14 protein-coding genes and 3 pseudogenes are annotated in these 20,430 nt (G+C 40.1%); 11 read left to right on the plus strand and 6 right to left on the minus strand.

Features of this window, described 5'->3' with window-relative positions; all coding sequences use genetic code 11:
* Positions 1-341: 341 nt before the first annotated feature.
* Positions 342-512, minus strand: coding sequence for a hypothetical protein (locus VKJ25_RS01355; RefSeq protein ID WP_324234829.1), 171 nt, complete (start codon positions 510-512; stop codon positions 342-344).
* A gap of 230 nt (positions 513-742) precedes the next feature.
* On the opposite strand from VKJ25_RS01355, the gene VKJ25_RS01360 reads away from it, so the two are divergent.
* The 9 genes and pseudogenes from VKJ25_RS01360 to VKJ25_RS24415 all read left to right on the plus strand — a co-directional run bounded on the left by VKJ25_RS01360 (position 743) and on the right by VKJ25_RS24415 (position 12,206).
* Positions 743-3,175: a DUF3604 domain-containing protein gene (locus tag VKJ25_RS01360; RefSeq protein WP_324234830.1), complete on the plus strand. Its 2,433-nt coding sequence runs from the start codon at positions 743-745 to the stop codon at positions 3,173-3,175.
* Positions 3,176-3,355: 180 nt separating this feature from the next.
* Positions 3,356-5,536, plus strand: a complete 2,181-nt coding sequence (locus VKJ25_RS01365) for a DUF3604 domain-containing protein (RefSeq protein WP_324234831.1) — start codon at positions 3,356-3,358, stop codon at positions 5,534-5,536.
* Between the two features lie 371 nt (positions 5,537-5,907).
* Positions 5,908-6,135, plus strand: a pseudogene (locus VKJ25_RS24410) (element excision factor XisH family protein).
* Positions 6,136-6,149: 14 nt separating this feature from the next.
* Positions 6,150-6,290: an element excision factor XisH family protein gene (locus VKJ25_RS01370; RefSeq protein ID WP_324234832.1), complete on the plus strand. Its 141-nt coding sequence runs from the start codon at positions 6,150-6,152 to the stop codon at positions 6,288-6,290.
* Positions 6,291-6,304: 14 nt separating this feature from the next.
* Positions 6,305-6,646: pseudogene (locus tag VKJ25_RS01375) on the plus strand (XisI protein).
* 648 nt (positions 6,647-7,294) lie between these two features.
* Positions 7,295-9,556, plus strand: a complete 2,262-nt coding sequence (locus VKJ25_RS01380) for a pyridoxal phosphate-dependent decarboxylase family protein (protein WP_324234833.1) — start codon at positions 7,295-7,297, stop codon at positions 9,554-9,556.
* Between the two features lie 364 nt (positions 9,557-9,920).
* Entirely contained in the window at positions 9,921-11,318 is a 1,398-nt protein-coding gene (locus VKJ25_RS01385) for an alpha-amylase family glycosyl hydrolase (RefSeq protein ID WP_324234834.1), read from the plus strand.
* Between the two features lie 292 nt (positions 11,319-11,610).
* Positions 11,611-11,823: a hypothetical protein gene (locus VKJ25_RS01390; RefSeq protein ID WP_324234835.1), complete on the plus strand. Its 213-nt coding sequence runs from the start codon at positions 11,611-11,613 to the stop codon at positions 11,821-11,823.
* Positions 11,820-12,206 (plus strand): annotated as a pseudogene (locus VKJ25_RS24415) (type II toxin-antitoxin system VapC family toxin). Before VKJ25_RS01390 ends, VKJ25_RS24415 begins: the two are co-directional and overlap by 4 nt.
* Positions 12,207-12,230: 24 nt before the next feature.
* Here VKJ25_RS24415 and VKJ25_RS01405 read toward each other — a convergent pair.
* Together VKJ25_RS01405 and thyX are read right to left on the minus strand one after the other, a co-directional pair.
* Positions 12,231-12,356 carry a hypothetical protein gene (locus VKJ25_RS01405; protein ID WP_324234838.1) on the minus strand — a complete coding sequence of 42 codons (126 nt, stop codon included), beginning with the start codon at positions 12,354-12,356 and terminating at the stop codon, positions 12,231-12,233.
* Positions 12,357-12,446: 90 nt separating this feature from the next.
* Entirely contained in the window at positions 12,447-14,984 is a 2,538-nt protein-coding gene (gene thyX, locus VKJ25_RS01410; protein ID WP_324234839.1) for an FAD-dependent thymidylate synthase, read from the minus strand.
* 412 nt (positions 14,985-15,396) lie between these two features.
* Here thyX and VKJ25_RS01415 point away from each other — a divergent pair, with 412 nt between their 5' ends.
* The gene (locus VKJ25_RS01415; protein WP_324234840.1) at positions 15,397-15,966 is read left to right on the plus strand and encodes an HD domain-containing protein; all 570 of its coding nucleotides are present in this window, start codon (positions 15,397-15,399) and stop codon (positions 15,964-15,966) included.
* 306 nt (positions 15,967-16,272) lie between these two features.
* Here VKJ25_RS01415 and mtnA read toward each other — a convergent pair whose 3' ends face one another.
* The 3 genes from mtnA to VKJ25_RS01430 all read right to left on the minus strand — a co-directional run bounded on the left by mtnA (position 16,273) and on the right by VKJ25_RS01430 (position 19,175).
* Positions 16,273-17,325, minus strand: a complete 1,053-nt coding sequence (gene mtnA / locus VKJ25_RS01420) for an S-methyl-5-thioribose-1-phosphate isomerase (protein WP_375340290.1) — start codon at positions 17,323-17,325, stop codon at positions 16,273-16,275.
* Between the two features lie 520 nt (positions 17,326-17,845).
* Positions 17,846-18,220, minus strand: coding sequence for a hypothetical protein (locus VKJ25_RS01425; RefSeq protein ID WP_324234841.1), 375 nt, complete (start codon positions 18,218-18,220; stop codon positions 17,846-17,848).
* Complete coding sequence (locus tag VKJ25_RS01430; protein WP_324234842.1) at positions 18,192-19,175, minus strand: RRXRR domain-containing protein; 984 nt, start codon at positions 19,173-19,175, stop codon at positions 18,192-18,194. The genes VKJ25_RS01425 and VKJ25_RS01430 overlap by 29 nt, the downstream gene beginning before the upstream one ends.
* 1,038 nt (positions 19,176-20,213) lie before the next feature.
* Here VKJ25_RS01430 and VKJ25_RS01435 point away from each other — a divergent pair.
* On the plus strand, positions 20,214-20,430 hold a 217-nt coding region (locus VKJ25_RS01435; protein WP_324234843.1), incomplete at its 3' end, for a carbohydrate-binding protein.

Consider the following 20,430-nt stretch of genomic DNA (forward strand, 5'->3'; position numbering starts at 1 on the left):
CTTTGTGCTAGCAGTTGTTGGGGTAATGGAAAGCTTGAAACGGTTTGGTTCCGAGAACTATCCGCGTTGGTTGGGATGGGTTCCCACCTACAGTATTGGAACAATGGCATCTTTCTGGTGTATTCAGAGAGTTGTGGCGTTTTGGGGGTAATTTATAGGGGCGGGTTTATGTAAACCTGAGAGTAAGCATTAAAACTCTAGCTAAAACCCGCCCCTACCCCATGCAACATTAAGCGAACCCAGAAACCCGCTTTCTCTTCAACGTTTGCTGTTCAAAACAATGATTTACTGTATAAACCGGGTTCCTCCCGTGTAAGTCCTAAGTTTGTTGTTGTTTAAATTTATGCGACTGGCATCTCACAATAGTCCATTATTCCTAGGTTGGGTTGAGGAGATGTTTGCGGAGCATTTCCAACGGAAAAACCCAACAACTCTAATAGACATCTCCAAAAATAAAAAATTAAATCAATTCTTATCCATAAATTATCAATTATTTCTTCCTGTTCCCACATATCTAGTGTTCCCTGTTCCCTCATTTGGAGGAGATGTCTAATATTTTTGTTGGGTTTCCTGCCTCAACGCAACCTACGTTTTTGATGATAAAGTAAATCTACCCTGGCATTTCATTAATTGAGTTTAAGTCCAGCAAGTGAGCGATCGCTTCCCAACCAAAAGAGATAAACTTACTAAAGGTGACGAGATCGCAACCGAACCCAAAACTTAGCCAAAAAGGAGGCTATTAATGTTCGAGAAAATGAAATTTGTTCAGAAATGGACAGCGATTGCCCTCAGTGGCATCCTACTGTCCCTTTCCCTGTGGACGTATCCAGCCCAAGCTGTCGAAGCGCCCCAGCGTTACGCCTACTTTGGCGATCTACATACTCACACCACCTATTCCCTTGATGCCTACACGGGCTTCATGCGGAATGACCCCAACGCAGCCTACGAATTTGCGAGTGGTGGCTGCAATGTTGTGCCAGGTGGTCCACAAACCTGTGACGAAACTCTTGGTATCCCCCTCCACAAACTAAAAAAGCCCCTAGACTTTGCTGCCGTTACCGATCACGCCGAATTTTTAGGTGAGATGGAAATGGCTATCAATCCCGAATACGGCAAAAAGAAATACTACAATCCTCTAGCCATTGCTATTCGGAACAAACCCCAGTCTGAATTACTATCAACCTTGGTTTTTGTTAAGGTCTTGCAAGCAGCAAACCGTGGTAACAACCCCGAACGTAGTGACTATGGCTCCGGTCCCATTGCCGATGAAGCCAGAGTTAACGCATGGAAAAAAATTCAACAGGCTACAGAAGACTACTACAAACCTGGAGAGTTTACGACGCTGCATGCCTTTGAATGGTCATCAGCTCCAGGCGGTGTCAACTTCCACCGGAACGTAATTTTCGGCGACACTGTTCCTACGGACGAGAATGGTAACGTTTTGCCTGGAGTTCTCCCCGATGTGCCTGTCAGTGCCTTCGAGACTCAATCCCCTGAAGTATTGTTGGAATATCTCAGTCAATACGAAGCTGGTGGTGCTAAAGTTCTAGCGATTCCACACAATGGTAACGCCAGTGCCAACAAAATGTTTATGCCCGAACGGTGGGATGACGATACACCCATTGACCCTGAATGGGCAGCAAAGCGTGCCAAGTACGAACCATTAGTCGAAATTATGCAAATTAAGGGGACTTCAGAAACCTTACCTGACTATGCCCCCGAAGACGAATTTGCGGATTTTGAATTAATGGAACTCACAGACCGGACTCGCGGACGCTACGGTTATGTGCGCGAAGCTTTGAAAAACGGTCTGCGCCATGAAGAAAACTTAGGAATCAACCCCTTCAAGTATGGTATTGTTGGTGCAACAGACAACCACAACGGTTCCCCTGGCGATACCTACGAAGATGACTATATGGGTTCCCACGGTTTCAGCGATGCCACCCCCGAACTGCGACAATTTAGTGAGATACCAGGCTGGGAGTCCTTCCCTTATCTAAACCCTGGTGCCCTCACAGGGGTTTGGGCTGAACAAAACGAACGTGAACCGATTTTCAATGCCCTACAGCGTAAGGAGACTTTTGGCACTAGCGGTACGCGGACTCAGGTGCGCTTTTTCGGAGGTTGGAACTTCTCTGATAATCTGAACGAGCAGCCAGATGCAGTTGACACTGCTTACACTACCGGCGTACCAATGGGTCAGAATTTGCCAGTGCGGGCAAGTGAAGCACCGAAGTTTATGGTCTGGACAACGAAAGATCCCGATGGGGCTAACCTGGATCGGATTCAGATAGTTAAAGGTTGGACGAAACACGGAGTGACCTACGAGAAAATTTATGATGTGGTAGGTTCGGATGGTCGCACCTCCGATCCAGAAACCCACAGACTGCCTCCTCTTGAAAGTACGGTGAATGTGGTCAATGCTACTTACGAGAATACTATTGGCGAGCCAGAACTTTCTACAGTCTGGACTGACCCCGATTTTGACCCCACGGCACGAGCAGTCTACTATCTGCGGGCACTGGAAATTCCTACCCCCCGCTATTCCACCTATGACGCTGCAGAATTGGGCATCGTCCCTAACCCAGTTTCAGCAACGGAAATCCAAGAGCGGGCTTGGAGTTCGCCTATCTGGTATACCCCCAGTGAGGAAGACTTGACCGCAGGAGAGGCAAATTCCCTGACTGTTGACAAACTGGAAGCAGCGGGAATTCAACCCCTGACGACTCAGCAGATTAAAGACCGGATTTCTGGCCATAATTTCCAGATTGCCAACCGCATCACAGAGGAGGAGTTTATCGGTTTCTTCCAGCCATTGGGCTTGCGTTCGGAAGGTGAGTGGTTTTTAGGGTTGTCAGCTAGCTACGCACCAATGCACACCCACGAACTAGAAGCGGCAGTGCCGACAAAGTACGAGATTAAGGATAATGAACTTCACTTTAACCTCAAGGATGGTAGTGAGTTCGTCGCCCAACTCTTCCTTCAGGATGGGAAAATTCTGGCAGCTCGCAATGACGAAATTGGCTATGTTAACTATGAGTTGACAGACCTCGAACCAGAGATAGAGCGGTTGACTCTACCTCCTCAAATTTCTGAAAAGTTGAGTTCACAAGATTTTTGGGATTTAATCATTCAGCAAGTTGAGAAACATTATTCAATCAAGCAGATCAAGTAAATCTACTCTGGCATCTCACAATAGTTGGGTAATTTCCCAACCCATTGATTGAGTGTAAGTCCAGCGACTGACAGATAGCTTCCTAACTAGAAGCGATCGCCAAAAAACCTGAACCAATAGAAACCTTGTCCAAAGTTCAAAAATCCAACAAAAAACAATTCCTACAGGAGTTATCAAAAAATGAATCGAACGATTTCGCAAGTCCAACGGCTTTTGGTCGGACTTTGCACTCTCCTCTTCGTGGGTAGGATATTCCTCGGTGCTAATAGCGCCCTGGCAACTCCCTCGATCCCCGGAGAATACGACTTTATATTTCGGAAAAGCAACTCAACCACTGTGCCTGAAGTAGATTGTCGCTTTTACCCAAATACCAAGTGCTACTCTCCCAATGTGCAGCATCCTCAACAGGTATTATGGGGCGATACTCACCTGCATACCATTTATTCTTTTGATGCAGGAGCCGATGGAGCTCGTTTGACACCAGCCGATTCCTATGAATTTGCTAAAGGCAATGAAGTCACGATTGATGCAGGACAACCTGTCAAGCTTTCTCGTCCCTTAGATTTTTTAGTCGTTACCGATCACTCGGACGGATTAGGGGCTTTTGGGGATTTTTTGTATAATCTTCCCACAGATTGTGGTTCCGATCAAGAGCAGGTCAATACCTGGCATGAGATGATTCTTGCAGGTGGAGATGAGGCATCTCAAGCTTCATCAGAAATTATTGCCAGTTTTTCCCAAGGAAACTTCCCCTTATGTATGTTTCCCTCTGCCGAAGAATTCCAAACTTTCTGGCAGGAAATTATTGATGCAGCAGAAGCTTATAACGATCCGGGTAATTTTACCGCTGTGATTGGTTATGAGTGGACTTCGCTGTTGGGTGGCAACAACTTACACCGTAACATCATCTACCGCGATAATGGGGATAAAGCCAAGCAACTGGTCCCCTACACCACAGACCAAAGCACTAATCCAGAATACCTTTGGGATTGGATGCAAAACTATGAGGATAAAACAGGTGGTAATGTGCTAGCGATTCCTCACAATGGTAATCTCAGCAACGGTCTGATGTTTGCAGAAATCGATCATAATGGTAATCCTTTAACTGAAGACTATGCTAAACGGCGACAGCTTTGGGAACCCATCTATGAAGTTACCCAAATTAAAGGTGCCAGTGAGACCCATCCAGAAATATCTCCTGATGATGATTTTGCTGATTTTGAGGTTGCAGGTTGGGATATTGGCAACCTGGATCTGAGTTTCCCCAAACCCCCTGAAACCGATCCCGAAGCCCGCAAGAAGATGTTTGAGCATGAATATGCTCGTCCAGCTCTGAAAAATGGACTAAAATTTGAAGAAAGCCTGGGTGCTAACCCGTTCAAATTTGGTCTAGCAGGTGCATCAGATTCTCATATTGCTCTGTCGGCAGTCGAAGAGAATAGCTACATGGGTAAGTTTGTAAGTGAAGCTCCCAGTGCTGAACGAGCAGTAGAGGATCATGGCGGTCGTTTGGGATGGCAGTATGGAGCCTCTGGCTTTATAGGAGTTTGGGCTACGGAAAATACCCGTAAGGCTCTATTCGATGCGATGGAACGGCGAGAAGTTTATGGCACAACCGGACCGCGTATGAAGGTGCGTTTCTTTGGCGGTTGGGATTTTGCCAACTCCGATCTAGAGGATATGGCTGAAGTGGGCTACAACAAAGGAGTTCCTATGGGTAGCGATTTACCTCCAGCACCTCCGGTTCCTGCAATATATCCACCCCCGATTCCGTCTCCAACCTTTATGGTGGCAGCGATGAAAGATTCTGATTCCTATGGAGCAAATCTAGACCGGATTCAAATCATTAAAGGCTGGCTGGATGCTGAGGGCGAAACCCATGAGAAAATCTACGATGTAGCTTGGTCTGGCGGACGTACCCCTGATACCGAAGGCAAAGTCCCCGCCATTGAAAACACTGTGGACACAGAAACGGCAACTTGGGACACCACCAGCGGTGCTGACTACCTGGAAACAGTCTGGACTGACGATGAGTTCGATCTCACCCAGCGAGCGTTTTATTACGCGCGGGTGTTGCAAGTTCCGACTCCTCGTTGGACGGACTACGACAAGGCGTTCTATGGCGATGAGTGGGATGCTGCTTGTGCTGCTGCGGAAACAGACCCGGAATTAGACATCGTTTGTGATGAGATTCCCCTAACCTTACAGGAACGGGCGTATACCTCTCCGATTTGGTATTCTCCAGCTACAGTAGCAATGGAATCCACATCCGAGTCTACCCAACCTGTTGAAAATGTGGCTGAAGAAGATTTTTGGGATACAATCATTCAGCAGGTTGAGAAACGTTATTCAACTAAGTAGATGAAGTAAATCTAACCTAGTATTTGTAGGTTGGGTTGAGGACACGTTTGCGGAGTATTTCCAACGGAAAGACCCAACATTACCAAGATTTTTGTTGGGTTTCCTGCGTCAACCTAACCTACATTTTTGATGATCAAGTAAATCTATCCTGGCATCTCACAATGGCTTGGGAAACTACCAAACCATTCAATGAGTCTAAGTTCTGGAGGAAGCGATCGCTTCCTAACTAGAGACCATAAACTTACGAACTCACTGTTTTTTTTAACTGTTGTCTATATTACAAGAATTAACCGAGTTTGCCTGTGTAGATTTTTGAGAAAAATGAGACTAAAAGGAAGTATAATTATTGATGTTAATCTTGAAAGAAAATAATGCCAGCCAAAGATACTTATCATCAAGCCGTTAAAAATGCTTTAATTAAAGATGGTTGGGTAATTAATTACTTTTGACCCTGATCCTATAAATATGAAGAAGTTAAATTAGTTGCCGATCTGGCTGGCGAAAAAACAATTTCTACAACTAGAGAAGAGCAACAAATTGTGATTGAAATTAAAAGTTTCCTGAGCCGTTCTCCGATGCGTGAATTTCAAACAGCATGAGGACAATATTTAATTTGTCAACTATTACCCATCCGATTTATCAAGTTTATTTAGCAGTTGGTCACAAAATTTATGAAAAGTTTTTTACACAAAATGCTATTCAATTAATTATCCAAAAATATCAAGTTTTACTATTAGTGATTAATATTAAATAACAGGAAATTATCAAATGGATAAGCTAATTAATTATCAAAATATCATCAAACAAATCTTAACTAATTATCAAAGAATATCAGAACAAATTCCCGATCCTGATATAAATGAAGTATTAATGTTTGATGACCAAAGAAGTTAATATCTTTGGTTTAATATTGGCTGGAAAAATGAGAAACGAATTAAAGCAATTTCTGTTTATGTTAGGATTAAAAATGAGAAAATTTATATTGAAGAAGATTCGACAGCAGAAGGAATTGCTAATGAATTATTAATAAAAAATGTACCGAAAGAGGATATTGTTTTAGCTTTCCACGATCCAGAAACTCCTAAATTAACTGAGTTTGCTGTTGTTTAAATTTATATTCCTGTGAATACTTACCTTATAATTAACCGCGAACAACTCAAAAACGAACTTGATTCTGTCGATGATGCAACAATTAATATCCTACATAATGTCAGAATAGCACTCAAAAAAAAATAGTGAATCTTCTAATTTTCTAACTAACTGGTTAGTCAATAATCTACTCAAAAATAGTGTTATTTATGAAAAAGATATTATTTCTCCTATTGATGAAAATTGGTCTAACTACTGAAGCCGAATCATTAAACAAAATTTGACAAATATTAATAAATATTGAAAATATACTGATGTTCTGCTGTTATTAAGCTATTGTTTATACTAACAGGACTTACACGGGAGGTACTATATATAGGGTATTGGTGCGTTACATGATCGTGTAACGCACCCTACCAAGAGCGTTCATGTGTAAGTCCTAACTAAATTATCAAATACTTTTTTCCTGGCTCACCAGTTCAAATGCAATCAATTTGGTAAATCAATCTATTGTCTGCCTTTTGCCTTCCCAACTGCTTTTCCTGGCACCTCGCAATAACGAGTGGTAAGTCCAGTAAGTGAGCGATCGCTTCCGACACCAGCGGAACTGAAAGCTTCCTAACAAAAGGTACTCGTACCAAAAAAAAATCAACTTTACAAGAATCAAACATGAAAAAATTACAGTCTAAACTCACCCCCGACTATGACAGTAAGAAATTCAAGCAAGAAATCGGCAAAATGCTCGCTGATCGCGTCATCCCCAAATTAACCGACAAAAAACGGGCTAAAAACCCAACCACTATGGAAACAACAGACGGCACAATAGAAGTCTCCTCCGACGTAGCTGCCTGGTTTTTAGGACCCCGTGGTGAAAACGTCGATTTGTTCTCTGAGTTAGTCTCCATCGCCCTTAACGACCATGTTTTCTGGCGACGTAACTTCCACCCCACCGATCCCTCCCCCCTCACTGAAAGCATGAAGCGAGATGAGGCTTATCTCGATGCGGTAGACCTGATCAAAACTGAGTTCTACGCTTTGCTAGCCCAACTCAAAAAATCCGGCCCTTTTGCCAGTATGCGCTACCAGGGACACATGACCTGGGACCAGACCTTACCGGGGATGGCGGGTTATTTCGCTGCTATGCTCTACAACCAAAATAATGTTGCCCTGGAAGCATCCCCCATTACCACTGTATTAGAAGTAGAAGCTTGCGAAGATTTGTGTTATATGTTAGGCTATCAGGAGACAAGCCCTAAGCCCTGGGGACACCTCACCTGTGGCGGTTCGACAGCAAATATTGAAGCTCTGTGGGCAGCACGGAACCTTAAGTTCTATCCCTTCTCCTTCCGCAAGGGGTTAACAGCAGCAAATCCCACTGTTGCAGAACAGTTTACGGTAAATCTTCCATCAGGTACTTCAGCTTTATTGAAAGATTTGGATAATTGGCAGATATTGAACCTATCGGTGGATGAAGTATTGAATTTGTTTAACCGTGCTGTGGTAGACTATAATGTTGATCAAGTGACATTGAATGGAGCGATCGAACCTTATTCATTGCAAAATATGGGCTTTCTGGATTTTGCTCAAGAATTTTTAACAGATTCTACCGTGGGCGACCCCGTTGTTTTAGTACCTGCTTCCAAACATTATTCTTTGCCGAAAGGAGCAGCAATATTAGGTTTGGGAGCGAAGAATATGCACACCGTACCCCTAGATATTTATGGTCGTATGGATGTGAATGAACTGAAAACAGCGATCGATGACTACCTTTCTGGCAACACAGACGATGGCAAAAAGCACCCCATCGTGACAGTGGTGGCAGTGTTTGGAACTACAGAAGAGGGCAATGTCGATCCATTGGTGGAGATTTTGAATTTGCAGAAAGCCTATCGTGCAGCTAATGTAGACTTTGCGGTTCATGCAGATTGTGCTTGGGGTGGATATTTTGCCTCCCTATTGCGGGATGACGGAACTGGTGGTGTTCCCATCGCTGTCAGCCAATATGTAATCGATCAATATCAAGCGCTTGGTAGTACAGATACAATTACCATCGATCCTCACAAAACAGGTTATTTGCCCTATCCAGCGGGTGCTTTGTGCTATCGTAATATGGCGATGCGGAGTCTGATTGCTTTTGAAGCGCCTTATATCAACAGTGACGAGTCGGATGTTCCCCCCGAATGGTCCTTGGGTACTTATGGCATTGAAGGTTCAAAACCAGGAGCAGCAGCAGCAGGAGTTTATCTCAGCCATGCAGCTATCCCCTTAAACCTCCAAGGTTACGGTAAGTTGATGACTTTGACGGCTTACAACTGCAAAATATTCCATTGGAAACTATTGGAAGCGAGCCGACAAGAAACAGATTTCATTGTCGAGCCAACCCCTCATTGGCCTGAATCAAACCAAACCAAGGAAGAGTCGGTCAAGAATTTTCTGAACAAGCTGTCGGGCAAAACTCCTCAGTCGATCCTCAACGATACCACGGGCACCGATCTAGCAACTTTGCGTGAAGCAGGAGCGGATTTGAATATCCTTACTTATGCTTTCAATTACAAAGTCAATGGTACCCTAGTCACCGATCTTGACAAAGTGAATGCGTTGAACGAGCGAATTTACGATCGCATTAGTCTCAAGGCAGATGGTCGCGACATCTACAACTATAAGATTCTAGTTAGTACAACTTCTTTCTACAAGGATACTTATGGCGAAGTGTTTTTCGAGGATTACCGCAAGCGCCTCCTGGGAATGACTGCTGTTCCTGCCTCCAGTTCTGGTGCTGGCGAACATATCGTCGTGATGCGATCAACTATCATGGATCCATGGATTACCGAAGATGTAGATGGAAAACCATTTGTAGACTACATCGTGGCCGAGTTGTTCGACATTGTTCGGGAAGTGGTGGCTGAAGTTGTCGCAGAAGAAGCAGCTTAATTTGTTAGTTTTCTGGGGTTGCTGGTTATAGGTATAATTTTCCTTGCCCTAGCTCCCCAAAATTAAAGGTTGAGGGACATTTTGAAAGTCCCCCGAAGTCAGGATTTAGGGGGCTTTACCAAAACCAAACAATCGCGCATTCATACTTCAATGACAAGGCGCTATTTGTAGGAGGGCGAACGCCATTCGCCCCTACAAATGAACGGTTTACAGCAGTTTTCATTTCGGTAGACCACAGTAGGGACGCCCTTATGCAACGTCCCTAAGAGATGCAAGGTTATCGCTCCGGTGGTTCATCGAGAGTGAAAAGCGCTGTATATTTTCTTGTGTTGCATAAGTCCTAATAGAAACAACAATCATATCTATGAACACCAAAAATCGTTTGACTTTCAGTTTTCTCATAACCTGGGTTTCTACCTGCTTACTAGCAGTAGTTATTGGATTGACTTCCAATGTTGCTCCTGCCAAAGCAGATGCGATATACCACGCTTTCGACGAATGTTTTGCCAATGTCACAGCCAAACTTCCTGAAGTTGAAGCAGCAGGATATAACTATATTCAAATTTCGCCTCCCAATAAAACACCATCACGGGAAGATGATGCCTGCACTTCAGACAAATACTGGTACATTCAGTATCAGCCTTATGATTACGTTCTAGAGGGAAATCTAGGTAATGAGCAAGATTTAAAGAATTTGATTGATGCTGCTCACGAACGGGGAATTAAAGTTATTGCCGATGTGGTCTTTAATCACATGGCTAATTATCGTTTTTACAAAGATGTTGCACCTTTCCCCGAAGCATATCCGCTCTATCCAAAAAAGGAATATTTCCACGAGGCAAAATGTATTTCCAATTATAATAATCCCTATGAAGTTGAAAATGATTGGTTATGCAGTCCCAATGACACGGAAGGATTGCCAGATTTGAGGACAGATTTACCTTATGTGCAACAAAAACAGCATGAGTATATGCAAAAACTGATGGATATGGGAATTGATGGTTTCCGTTTTGATGCTGTCAAACATATTTCTGTTGAAGATTTGGAAAAGATCGTTGAAGTTATTCCTGAAGATAAATTTTACTATGGTGAAGCCATCGGACGCAACTTTGACGAGAGCATGAAATATATTCCAGTGTTTCCCAAAGTCACCGATTTTCAATTGGTTAATACTCTGAAAAGTGCTTTTGGTTACGGAGGAGACTTACGCTCTTTAATCAATCCAGCAGATACCCAGCGTGCTGTACCTGGTGACAATGCTGTTACTTTTGCTCGCAACCATGATACTTGGGCAATAGGACAGTTTGATAATTGGAAATTTGACAAGAACGACTTAGTTTTAGCCACAGCTTACGTTTTAGCCAGAAAAGAAGGAACGCCTTTGATCTTGACATTTGATGCTTTCGAGCCTACAATTGTTGCTGGAACTCAATTTCACGAAAAAATGATAGCAGAACCACAATATTATCGCAATGGTAACGAAATTGCAGCTAGTGCGGATAGCCCAAATTTACTTTTTATTGAGCGTGGAGATAAGGGTTTAGCTATTATTAATAAAGCTGGTGAAACATTTGATGTGACTGCTGCTAAAATGCCTGGTTTGGCAGTGGGTTGTTACCGCGAGCTACAGTACGATTTTGAAATGTGTGTTGACTACGGTGGTGATGGTCAAAAGTACATTAATAAATGGGGTTCTCCTAATCGCGGTGGAATTAATATTGGTTCTAGAACTGCATTGTTCTTTGTGAAAACGGACTTTTGAGTAATCTCTTTGATTACTTGAGATCAAATCCGTTGTTTACGGTTTTCGATAAATCAGAGTATTATCAGAAACCGGGTTTATGAGTATTTCATATCAACCCGGTTTCTAGCGATCGCCATACCATGAGTATTGATGTTAATCTTGACAGAACTTACGAATTAACGCTATTAGTAGGGTGTATTAGCTGTAGCATAACGCACCAACACCCTAGAATACTGTCTTTGCGTAAGTCCTGTTAATAAAGCTTTTATCGCCCACTAAAAATAATAACTCACCCCTGAATGCTTACCTTATGATTAACCGCGAACAACTCAAACACGAACTTGATTCTGTCGATGATGCAACTATTAATATCCTACATGATGTTATCATAGCACTTAAAAAAAATGGTGAATCTTCTAATTTTATAACTAACTGGTTAGTGAATAATCCACTCAAAAACAGTGTTATTTATGAAAAGGATATTATTTCTCCTATTGATGAAAATTGGGATGTTGATTTATGATTATTCTTGATACCCATGCTTGGATTTGGTGGTTGACAGAATCTCCTAAACTTTCCAATAGAGCAATCAAAACTATTGAGAATAATACTATCATCGGGATTGCTGCTATTAGCTGTTGGGAATTATCTATGCTAGTGGCAAAAAATAGAATTGAATGATCAATGGATATTCAAATTTGGATGAGTTTAGCTTTCCAACATCCTCAAGCTACACTTTTACCCCTTACTCCAGAAATTGCAGTTTTATCAACTCGATTACCTGGAGAATTTCATGGAGATCCTGCGGATAGATTAATTGTTGCTAGTAGTTTGGTTCATAAAGTTCCACTGATTTCCAAAGATGAAAAAATCAAGAAATGGGGATATTTACCTGTCATTTGGTAAATCAATCTATTTTCTGCCTTTTGCCTACCAGACTACTTTTCCTGACGCCTCCCAATAACGAGTGGTAAGTCTTGCAAGAGAGCGATCGCCTCTAGTTAAGAAGCGATCGCTCTCTTCAAATTTTGCTTTAATTCTTACTTTTGAATCCATGAATTTCTAGCCTTGGGGGCTGGTTTAGGTAAATCTGATATCAACCCCCGAAATCTCTGGAAAAACCCGCCCCTACGATATTTGGAATTTCTATGGTGCTAATTTACCTTTACCAAGTCTATTTTTTTCATACCATTCTGCTATACTAGGAACCCAATCTTGAACATGAGGCCACATTAACTCACATAATTTTTGAATTTCTAATTGAGCATTCTTTTTAAAACGTAAATCCAAAAAATGTAGCAAACTACGGGAATTAAAACTAACAATAAAATGCTGACGATAATCAAAAGGAATTATTCCTCTAGCGTGTTCTTCAGACATTCCTAAATCCATAGCAATTTTATATTTATTAGCTGCCTCTAAACACCACTGTAAATCTTGTTCTCGTTGTTGAGGAGAATAATAATATTTTTTACCTTGACGGTCAAAATATTCTCCCACCGGACGTAAGTAAAAAGCAGTTTCTATATCCGTTTTTCCCTCTGCCACTGCAATAACTTTTCCGGAACAGTAACGATAACTTTGTACATCAAAAGAATTATGAACAACTAAACCATTAGCGATAAAATTATGTTCTGGATGTTCTACTTCAATATCATAAGTAATTTCTTTCCCAAATTTTTCAATAGATTCTATTTCTACAAAATCAGGGAACAGGGAACAGGGAACAGGGAACAGAGAATTAATAGGATTTATAGTTGATTTTGGATAGGAATTTTCTGCTATCCACTTTTCATCCAAGATTTCTTTTTCCCAAAAATTAATGTCTCGTTGAGCAATTTTATTACCAGTTAATCCCACTTCACATAATTGAGTTTTATTCTTCTTTATCAGGAATGGGGAACAGGGAACAGGGAACAGATAATCAATATAATTTATAGTTGATTTTGAGTGGGAATTTACTGGCATCCACTTTTCATCTAACATTTCTTGTTCCATAAAACTAATTTCCTGTGGAGGAATTTTATTACCAGTTAATTGCACTTCACATAATTGAGTATTATTATCAAATTCCTTCAACCTTTTCCACCCTTGATTAGTCCAAAACTGGTGTTCTAATGTAGCTCTTATTTCTTTACCAGAAACAGTTTTTATTGTGTAAGTTTCTTGTTCGCCATTAATATAAATATTAGTAATTTTACTAGAAACAAGTTGGTTAGTTTTAGTATCTAAAGTCAAAATAGTACGTCTAGATATACTCTCTTGCATATATTTTGCATCATTAGAAGTTTGTTGATGTTTTCTCCCGTAATGCCATAAATTAGCTAATTTTTCAATAGTTTCTTCATAATATTTCTCTCCTCTATATAAAGACGAATGCCCAAATCTAACCTTTGTATTACCCGACAAACAACAACCTATTCTATGAGTTCTTGCTTGTTGCATCACACTATGAGGAAAAAATCCACAATTAAAAGTAATTTGCGGGTGTTCAAGACAATTTCCACAGACAATAACTTTTCCATTTCTTCTAACTAATAAAGCACCAGTAGAAACAGAAGCGCAATAAACTTTACCTTTGTAATTAACAAAACCTTCTTTTCTTCCTGCATCTTTATTTTCTTGACAATATTCAACAGGATATGTAGAAATTTCAGAGCTATGTAATCTCCAGCAAGGTTTCTGATTTTTATCCGCTTCACACTCATTTTTATTATTTAAAGTTAGGTTTGCCCTAAAACCATTAATATGTGCAGTTGCTTGAATTATTTCTAAAGCATTTTTATTAGTTGAATCATAGCACCAACTTTTTTCTTTTATATTTGTACCATCACTGTTTTGTAAGCCATCCCAAAAACTTGCTATTAAATTTGCTGGTAATTCTAATAACCAAATTGGCACAGTCTTATCTTCAGAATTAGAAAAATTTCGATGAATCCATGAAGCTAAGGATTTGTGTTCAATTACAAACCTATTTTCCTGAGTTTTTTCGATGTCTAAATTCAATGAAAGTAAATAATCTATTTTGCCAGAATTTTGTATTGTAAATCTAACAACATCAGAATTTTTATTTATACTTCTCAACCCATCTCTATAGAAAAAACCTGCTATTCTAAAAGCTGTTTCTAAGTCGATATTTTCTGGTAGATCCTTAGGTAACTTTCTGGAACTATTTTTTAAATAGCAATTCAATAAATAACGTACTGGTGTATTATAAACATCTTCAGCTTTTTTGCTAAACCATTCTGTCCAATTATTTTCTGTACTTGTTCTTCGGGAAACTATCATCCTATGGTCTTTTGTGACTAGCAAATCAATAAAATTGCTCTGAACATAATATAATTCATCATCTATATCATACTCATAAAGTTTACTTGGCTTTTCAAACCAAGCCTCTTTTGTCTCAGGATTTACAGCTAGTAACTCCATAGCATAAGTTATTTTATTCCAACTAATCCAACCTTGATTTGTTAACACTTCAGTATCAGCAGAATAGCATCCAAAATGGCCGCGATCGCCTGCTAAAAGTCGCTTAACAATAATTTCCCCACATTTTGCTTCCGAAGGCCAAGTATTTTGTTCATCAAAGACAAATCCTTCACTATAATCTTGATGTAAAGCTGCATAAATTAGTTGTTGAGGATTAGGTGTTTTGTTAATAATTTCTACTCGAAATTTATCCATAAAATTATTCTAAAGTTTAGCTATTAAGTCAAAAGTCAAAAGTCAAAAGTAAGAAAAATCTATTTTATTGTAGGGGTTTGGTCTCCAAATCCATTTGGGCTTGATAAAGAGCAAAGCAATTTATTATTATTACACTATAAAAATTGACTATCTAAAAAATTATAGATTTTTGTTATTTTTGACTTTTATAACACTAGGCAAATATATTAATCTTAAATATATTTGTGAAAAAACTGTAGGGGTTTGGTTTCCAAATCTCATTTATGCTTGGGTTTAGAGACCAAACCCCTACGATTAAATGTTAAAACCTATTTAGTATTGCAATAGGTTAGAACATTTACAAATACTCAAAGTCAGTCAGACATCATTTTTGACTTTTGACTTTTAAATCTTGACTTTTGACTTAAAAATAATGATACATCGTTTTACACAAGCTTTAGTATATGCCACCGAGTTACACGCTCATCAAATTCGCAAAGGAAGTAAAATTCCTTATATTTCCCACCTTTTGGGAGTAGCTAGCATTGCCCTCGAATATGGCGCTGATGAAGATGAGGCCATAGCAGCATTACTCCACGATTCTATAGAAGATCAAGGTGGGGAAACTGTTCGTGCCGAAATTAGAGTCCGTTTTGGGGACAGGGTGACAGAAATAGTGGATGGTTGTACTGACACGGACATTACTCCAAAACCACCTTGGGCAGAACGTAAAAAAGCTTACATTGCTCGTATTCCAAGTGCTTCACCTTCAGTGCGCTTAGTTTCTGCGGCAGATAAGCTACATAATATTAGGTCTATTTTGAAAGATTATCGTATCCAAGGTGATGGACTTTGGGATATATTTAAGGGTGGTAAAGAAGGAACGCTCTGGTATTATCGATCACTTGTAACTGCATTTCATCAAGCTGACTCTACTCCGATAGTAATAGAGTTAGATCGTCTAGTTACAGAGTTGGAAAAGTTAGTCGAAAGCTCAAGTTAGCTTTTATATTAGGTTGCATTAATTAACCACAACAGAACTAAAGCCACGAGTAATACAATTTCGACGTTTGAGATTGCTTTCCTGAGGTCATGCTACGCATTCATGTCGCGGAGCGAAACACTGTCGCTGGCGTTGCGAGCCGCGCCATGACAGAAATAGGTTGTTCTGCGTCAGTCCTACACAATACAAAAAGACGGTATAGATATAGATAATTTAGTCATCTTTAAAGATGACTTAAGCTATCAGCCAAGGATTTTAATCCTTCCCTTGGCCAGCCTCCCACTGCCGTAGAAATTTCCCTACCTCCTACTCCCTATTTTGAAATTGTTCTAATTCTCCTGGAGCAACTGTACCATATTCTGTCATTATTCCAGCAATTAATTCTGCTGGTGTAACATCAAATGCGGGATTATAAAATTCTACACCTTCTGGACAAATGCGGGTTTTTCCCACTTGATATACTTCTTTCACATCTCTCTCTTCAATAGGTATTTGACTACCATCAGATAATTTAAAGTCGATAGTTGATAGAGGTGCTGCTACAAAAAAGGGAATATTATGTGCTTTCGCCACAATAGCTAAACTATAAGTACCAATTTTATTAGCAGTATCTCCATTTGCAGCTATTCTGTCAGCTCCCACCACTACAGCATGAATTAAACCTTGTTTCATACAATGAGCTGCCATATTATCACTAATTAAAATGACAGGTATGTTTTCTTGCACACATTCCCAAGTAGTAAGTTTGGAACCTTGGAGACGAGGACGAGTCTCATCTGCATAGACTTTAGCTAACCTACCATCTCGCCACGCAGAACGAATCACACCTAATGCCGTACCATAACCAGCAGTTGCTAAAGCACCCGCATTACAGTGAGTTAATATATTCAATTTTTCTGGAGTAGTTGGTAAAAATTCAACTCCGCGATCGCCTATATTTTTACAAGTTTGTATATCTTCTGCATGAATATTTTTAGCAGTTTTTAGTAAAGCTTTTTGAATTTCTTCGACAGTTCCATTAGTTTGATTTGCTACTTTTAACATTCGCTCAATAGCCCAAAATAAATTAACAGCAGTTGGGCGAGTTTGTCGTAACATTACAGCTATTTCTTCTAACTGTTTTAAAAAGTCATTTCTATCAGTTATAGAAATTTCTCTTGCTCCTAAATACATTCCATAAGCTGCTGATACACCAATAGCTGGTGCGCCACGAACTATCATTATTTTAATAGCTCGTGCCATGTCTTGAGAACTCTTAATTTCTACAATTTTATATTCTCCTGGTAAGAGAGTTTGATCAATTAATAAAACTCGGTCATTTTGCCAAATAATCGGATTAACTTCTGTTATTTTAGACATGATATTTTTCCCTAATTTTTTTCTAAACAAAAATATAATATCATCAGGACTAAAGTTTTTTATTTGAGGGGAGGAGTCAGAATCGGTGAATCCAGCAATCCTGCAATCCAGGAGGAATAACAATTATAGAACAGGTAGCCAGAATAATCTTACTCTAATTTTTTACCCCTCGAAATACCCAAAATCCAGGATTTTTGAGCTGGAGTCTCCTAAAAGCTGGTAGTTTATTAGTATCTATAAATGCTGAAAGCAATGCCCGTAAACACTTTGATAAATAATTCAGCCAGCCCTAAGTATCTTATTGTATCGCTTATAGCGGTCGAAGCAAAGGTTAGGACAGTTCAAAAGCTGAAAACTCAGACAACGCCAGATTCTTCCTTCTTCCTTCTTCCTTCTTTCTTCTTTCTTCTTTCTTCTGCTATACATACGCAAATCATCAAGATAAGTAGCCGAGAGTCTTTCCTCCCCGTGACTTTAGTCACGGGGAGGAAAGACGAATGACGGTTTTAACCGTCGTGATTTAAACAACACAGAGCTTATTTGACCGACGAATCAGCTTAACTTTCTTAAGGGAAAATTGCCCAATTCGTTTCCAATTGTGGTCGTAAACGCTGATATTTTTGCTTTTAGCATCAGTAAAACCACCAACCCATCCCATGTAGGTTTTTCCTGCTTTTTCTGCTAAAACTCGATCGCCATAACGAACATTAAAAGGAGTAGTTGTTCCCCCTTTGCGTTTACGAATGCTGCCTTTTTCTGTATTGTCAAAGTGCAAAGCACGACGAAAATAAGCAGGTCTGGTTATAACTCGGAAAATGCAAGGAGTAATATTAACTGAACCTTTCCATCCCCAAGTATCGTTTTTTTTACCAGGGGTTACGCGCCCGACGGACAAACTCACTTGCTCCCAAAGCAATCCCATCTACTGCATGAGACTCTGGTACTTGGGCTTTTTTATCTTTGATTTTCTCCAGTTTTAAATATCGGCGTATTTGGCTGGTTCCGTTATTATTCTTTTGCCAACCATAGACAGTTTTAACTGGGGCAATAGATTTGAGCTTTTCTACGCAATAATTCTGTCCAACCATTACTGGAGAAAATCCTTTACCCGAACGCGCTCCTTTTCTACCGCTGGTTAAATCGACATCAGCTTTAACCAATTCATAGACAATTTTACTAATAGGAAATACCTGGGAAAGTTCAGCAATGACTCTGATTTCCATCTCCCTAGAAGCTCGAATAGATGGAACTAATTTACCTTTTTGAATGCGATTATTGAATCGCTTTTGTCGATGGGCACGTTGGTTAAAGGGTACTTTTCTATTAATTCTTCTACCTCGTCGTGCCCGACGTTGCAATGCTCGGTTTCTGACATTTTTAATGACTTTGCCTTGCTTAATAACAGCAGAACCAAGTCGCTCTTTAACGCGGTCGAAAGGCAAAACGAAATGTGCGGCAAAAAGAGTAAACTTTGCGGATTGGACTGCAATCCCGGTATACTTTTTACCAGGGTCACAGCCAACTGCTATTTTCTGAGTTTCACAACCCGATGGTTCAGCTACCAGCCGAACATAATACAAGCCTGTATCATTCCAATGGGAAGTTGCTTTTCCTTTCTTGAGCCAACGACGTGCCCGCGATGCTTTTGTCGGCATTGCAGGGGAACCGTCTGGATTTTGAACTGGTACTCGAAACATAAGAGATAATCCTTTTCGAGAAAAGTTGTATGTCCCTACGACCACCAAAAACGTTGTGTCCTGGAATAACCCAGTGCCTTCACCCAAGAAGGCCAACAAATAGTCCGGGCTAGGGAAATACCCAGAGGTGTTATCGTTTTTGGCTCCATGCATGCATGGTCTAGCCAACTCTTAGTTAGACGTTGGGTTGTCCAAGCTGCGCGTCTTTAGACCGCAGAAGTTGACCTAAGTCAAAACTCTCTTCGCTATTCGTGGTTTATACACTTTTTTTCATACTAAAACTACTATATTTGACATGACTCACTTGTCTCTTAATTTAGGACAAAATAATAGGAATATTACAAATAGTACCATCTATATTCTATGGTTTATGGCGGTCCTAATAGATATTATATCAAATCCGCTTAATTCGATAGAACAAAATATTTTATCTTCAACCATTACTATATCTTCCCATACTCCTCACCCTCTCCACCCTCTTTTTACACCGATACTACCGGATTTGATATTACTATTCTCACCATAGATTCTAATAGGAATATTGGTGAGCCACCTGCTCGCACAGCGTTCGTCTCATAAATTATCAGTAATTATCCGTATAATACAGCGTTCGTCTCATAAATTATCAGTAATTATCCGTATAATTCACTGAAGCTGTACTCAAATTTTAATAAATAGACTATAATAAGAAGGATTTACGCAGAGCCACCATTTCTATTAGGAGCAAATCTTTGCCTTCTATAGGTAACTCATTTTCTAACACAGGACTTACCCATGGACGCTATTAGTAGTAGTTGACTGTTTCAGCTAAAATAGTGCATTAGATTTTCTCTTTTGCTACCTTGTCTTCCTTGTCTAGACACAATCAAAAAGTAATGCACCATTTAAGGTGAAACAGTCTACTGGATTGTTTCTTCTTAAATTCTTAAATGGTGTAATAGGCTTTTTTCTCCCTTACTACCTTGTCTACCTTGCCCTCCTTGTCTTCCTTGTCTTCCCACAACCCAAAATCGCTCTGTACAGTTTTAGATGAAACAGTCTATTAGGGTGCGTTACGCTACCGCTAACGCACCAAGAGACTACTATATGTAGAACCTTTGCGTAAGTCCTGTAACAGTTTGCGTAAGTCCTAAAATATTTAACTACCACTAGAAAATTTACTTACAAACTCAACTATAGTAGAAATTAAACATGGCAAACATTCGTATAGAAGCAGAAAATTATAAACCAGGAGGGGAAGGAGTCGCTTACCATGACACTACTTCTGGTAACTCCGGAAACAAATATCGCTCTGAAGATGTTGATATTCAAACTACTAGCGATGTTGGAGGTGGATATAATGTCGGTTGGATCAATCCTGGAGAATGGTTGACCTACGATGTACAAATTCCCGAAGCAGGAGATTATC

The sequence above is a fragment of the Okeania sp. genome (assembly GCF_035285525.1).
GTDB lineage: Bacteria > Cyanobacteriota > Cyanobacteriia > Cyanobacteriales > Microcoleaceae > Trichodesmium.

What these genes read in the sequence shown, in the direction of transcription:
- VKJ25_RS01355 (WP_324234829.1), bottom strand. Translation starts at nt 512, where the DNA reads ATGTGGGAACAGGAAGAAATAATTGATAATTTATGGATAAGAATTGAT.
- VKJ25_RS01360 (WP_324234830.1), top strand. Translation starts at nt 743, where the DNA reads ATGTTCGAGAAAATGAAATTTGTTCAGAAATGGACAGCGATTGCCCTC.
- VKJ25_RS01365 (WP_324234831.1), top strand. Translation starts at nt 3,356, where the DNA reads ATGAATCGAACGATTTCGCAAGTCCAACGGCTTTTGGTCGGACTTTGC.
- VKJ25_RS01380 (WP_324234833.1), top strand. Translation starts at nt 7,295, where the DNA reads ATGAAAAAATTACAGTCTAAACTCACCCCCGACTATGACAGTAAGAAA.
- VKJ25_RS01385 (WP_324234834.1), top strand. Translation starts at nt 9,921, where the DNA reads ATGAACACCAAAAATCGTTTGACTTTCAGTTTTCTCATAACCTGGGTT.
- VKJ25_RS01390 (WP_324234835.1), top strand. Translation starts at nt 11,611, where the DNA reads ATGATTAACCGCGAACAACTCAAACACGAACTTGATTCTGTCGATGAT.
- VKJ25_RS01405 (WP_324234838.1), bottom strand. Translation starts at nt 12,356, where the DNA reads ATGGATTCAAAAGTAAGAATTAAAGCAAAATTTGAAGAGAGCGATCGC.
- thyX (WP_324234839.1), bottom strand. Translation starts at nt 14,984, where the DNA reads ATGGATAAATTTCGAGTAGAAATTATTAACAAAACACCTAATCCTCAA.
- VKJ25_RS01415 (WP_324234840.1), top strand. Translation starts at nt 15,397, where the DNA reads ATGATACATCGTTTTACACAAGCTTTAGTATATGCCACCGAGTTACAC.
- mtnA (WP_375340290.1), bottom strand. Translation starts at nt 17,325, where the DNA reads ATGTCTAAAATAACAGAAGTTAATCCGATTATTTGGCAAAATGACCGA.
- VKJ25_RS01430 (WP_324234842.1), bottom strand. Translation starts at nt 19,175, where the DNA reads ATGCATGGAGCCAAAAACGATAACACCTCTGGGTATTTCCCTAGCCCG.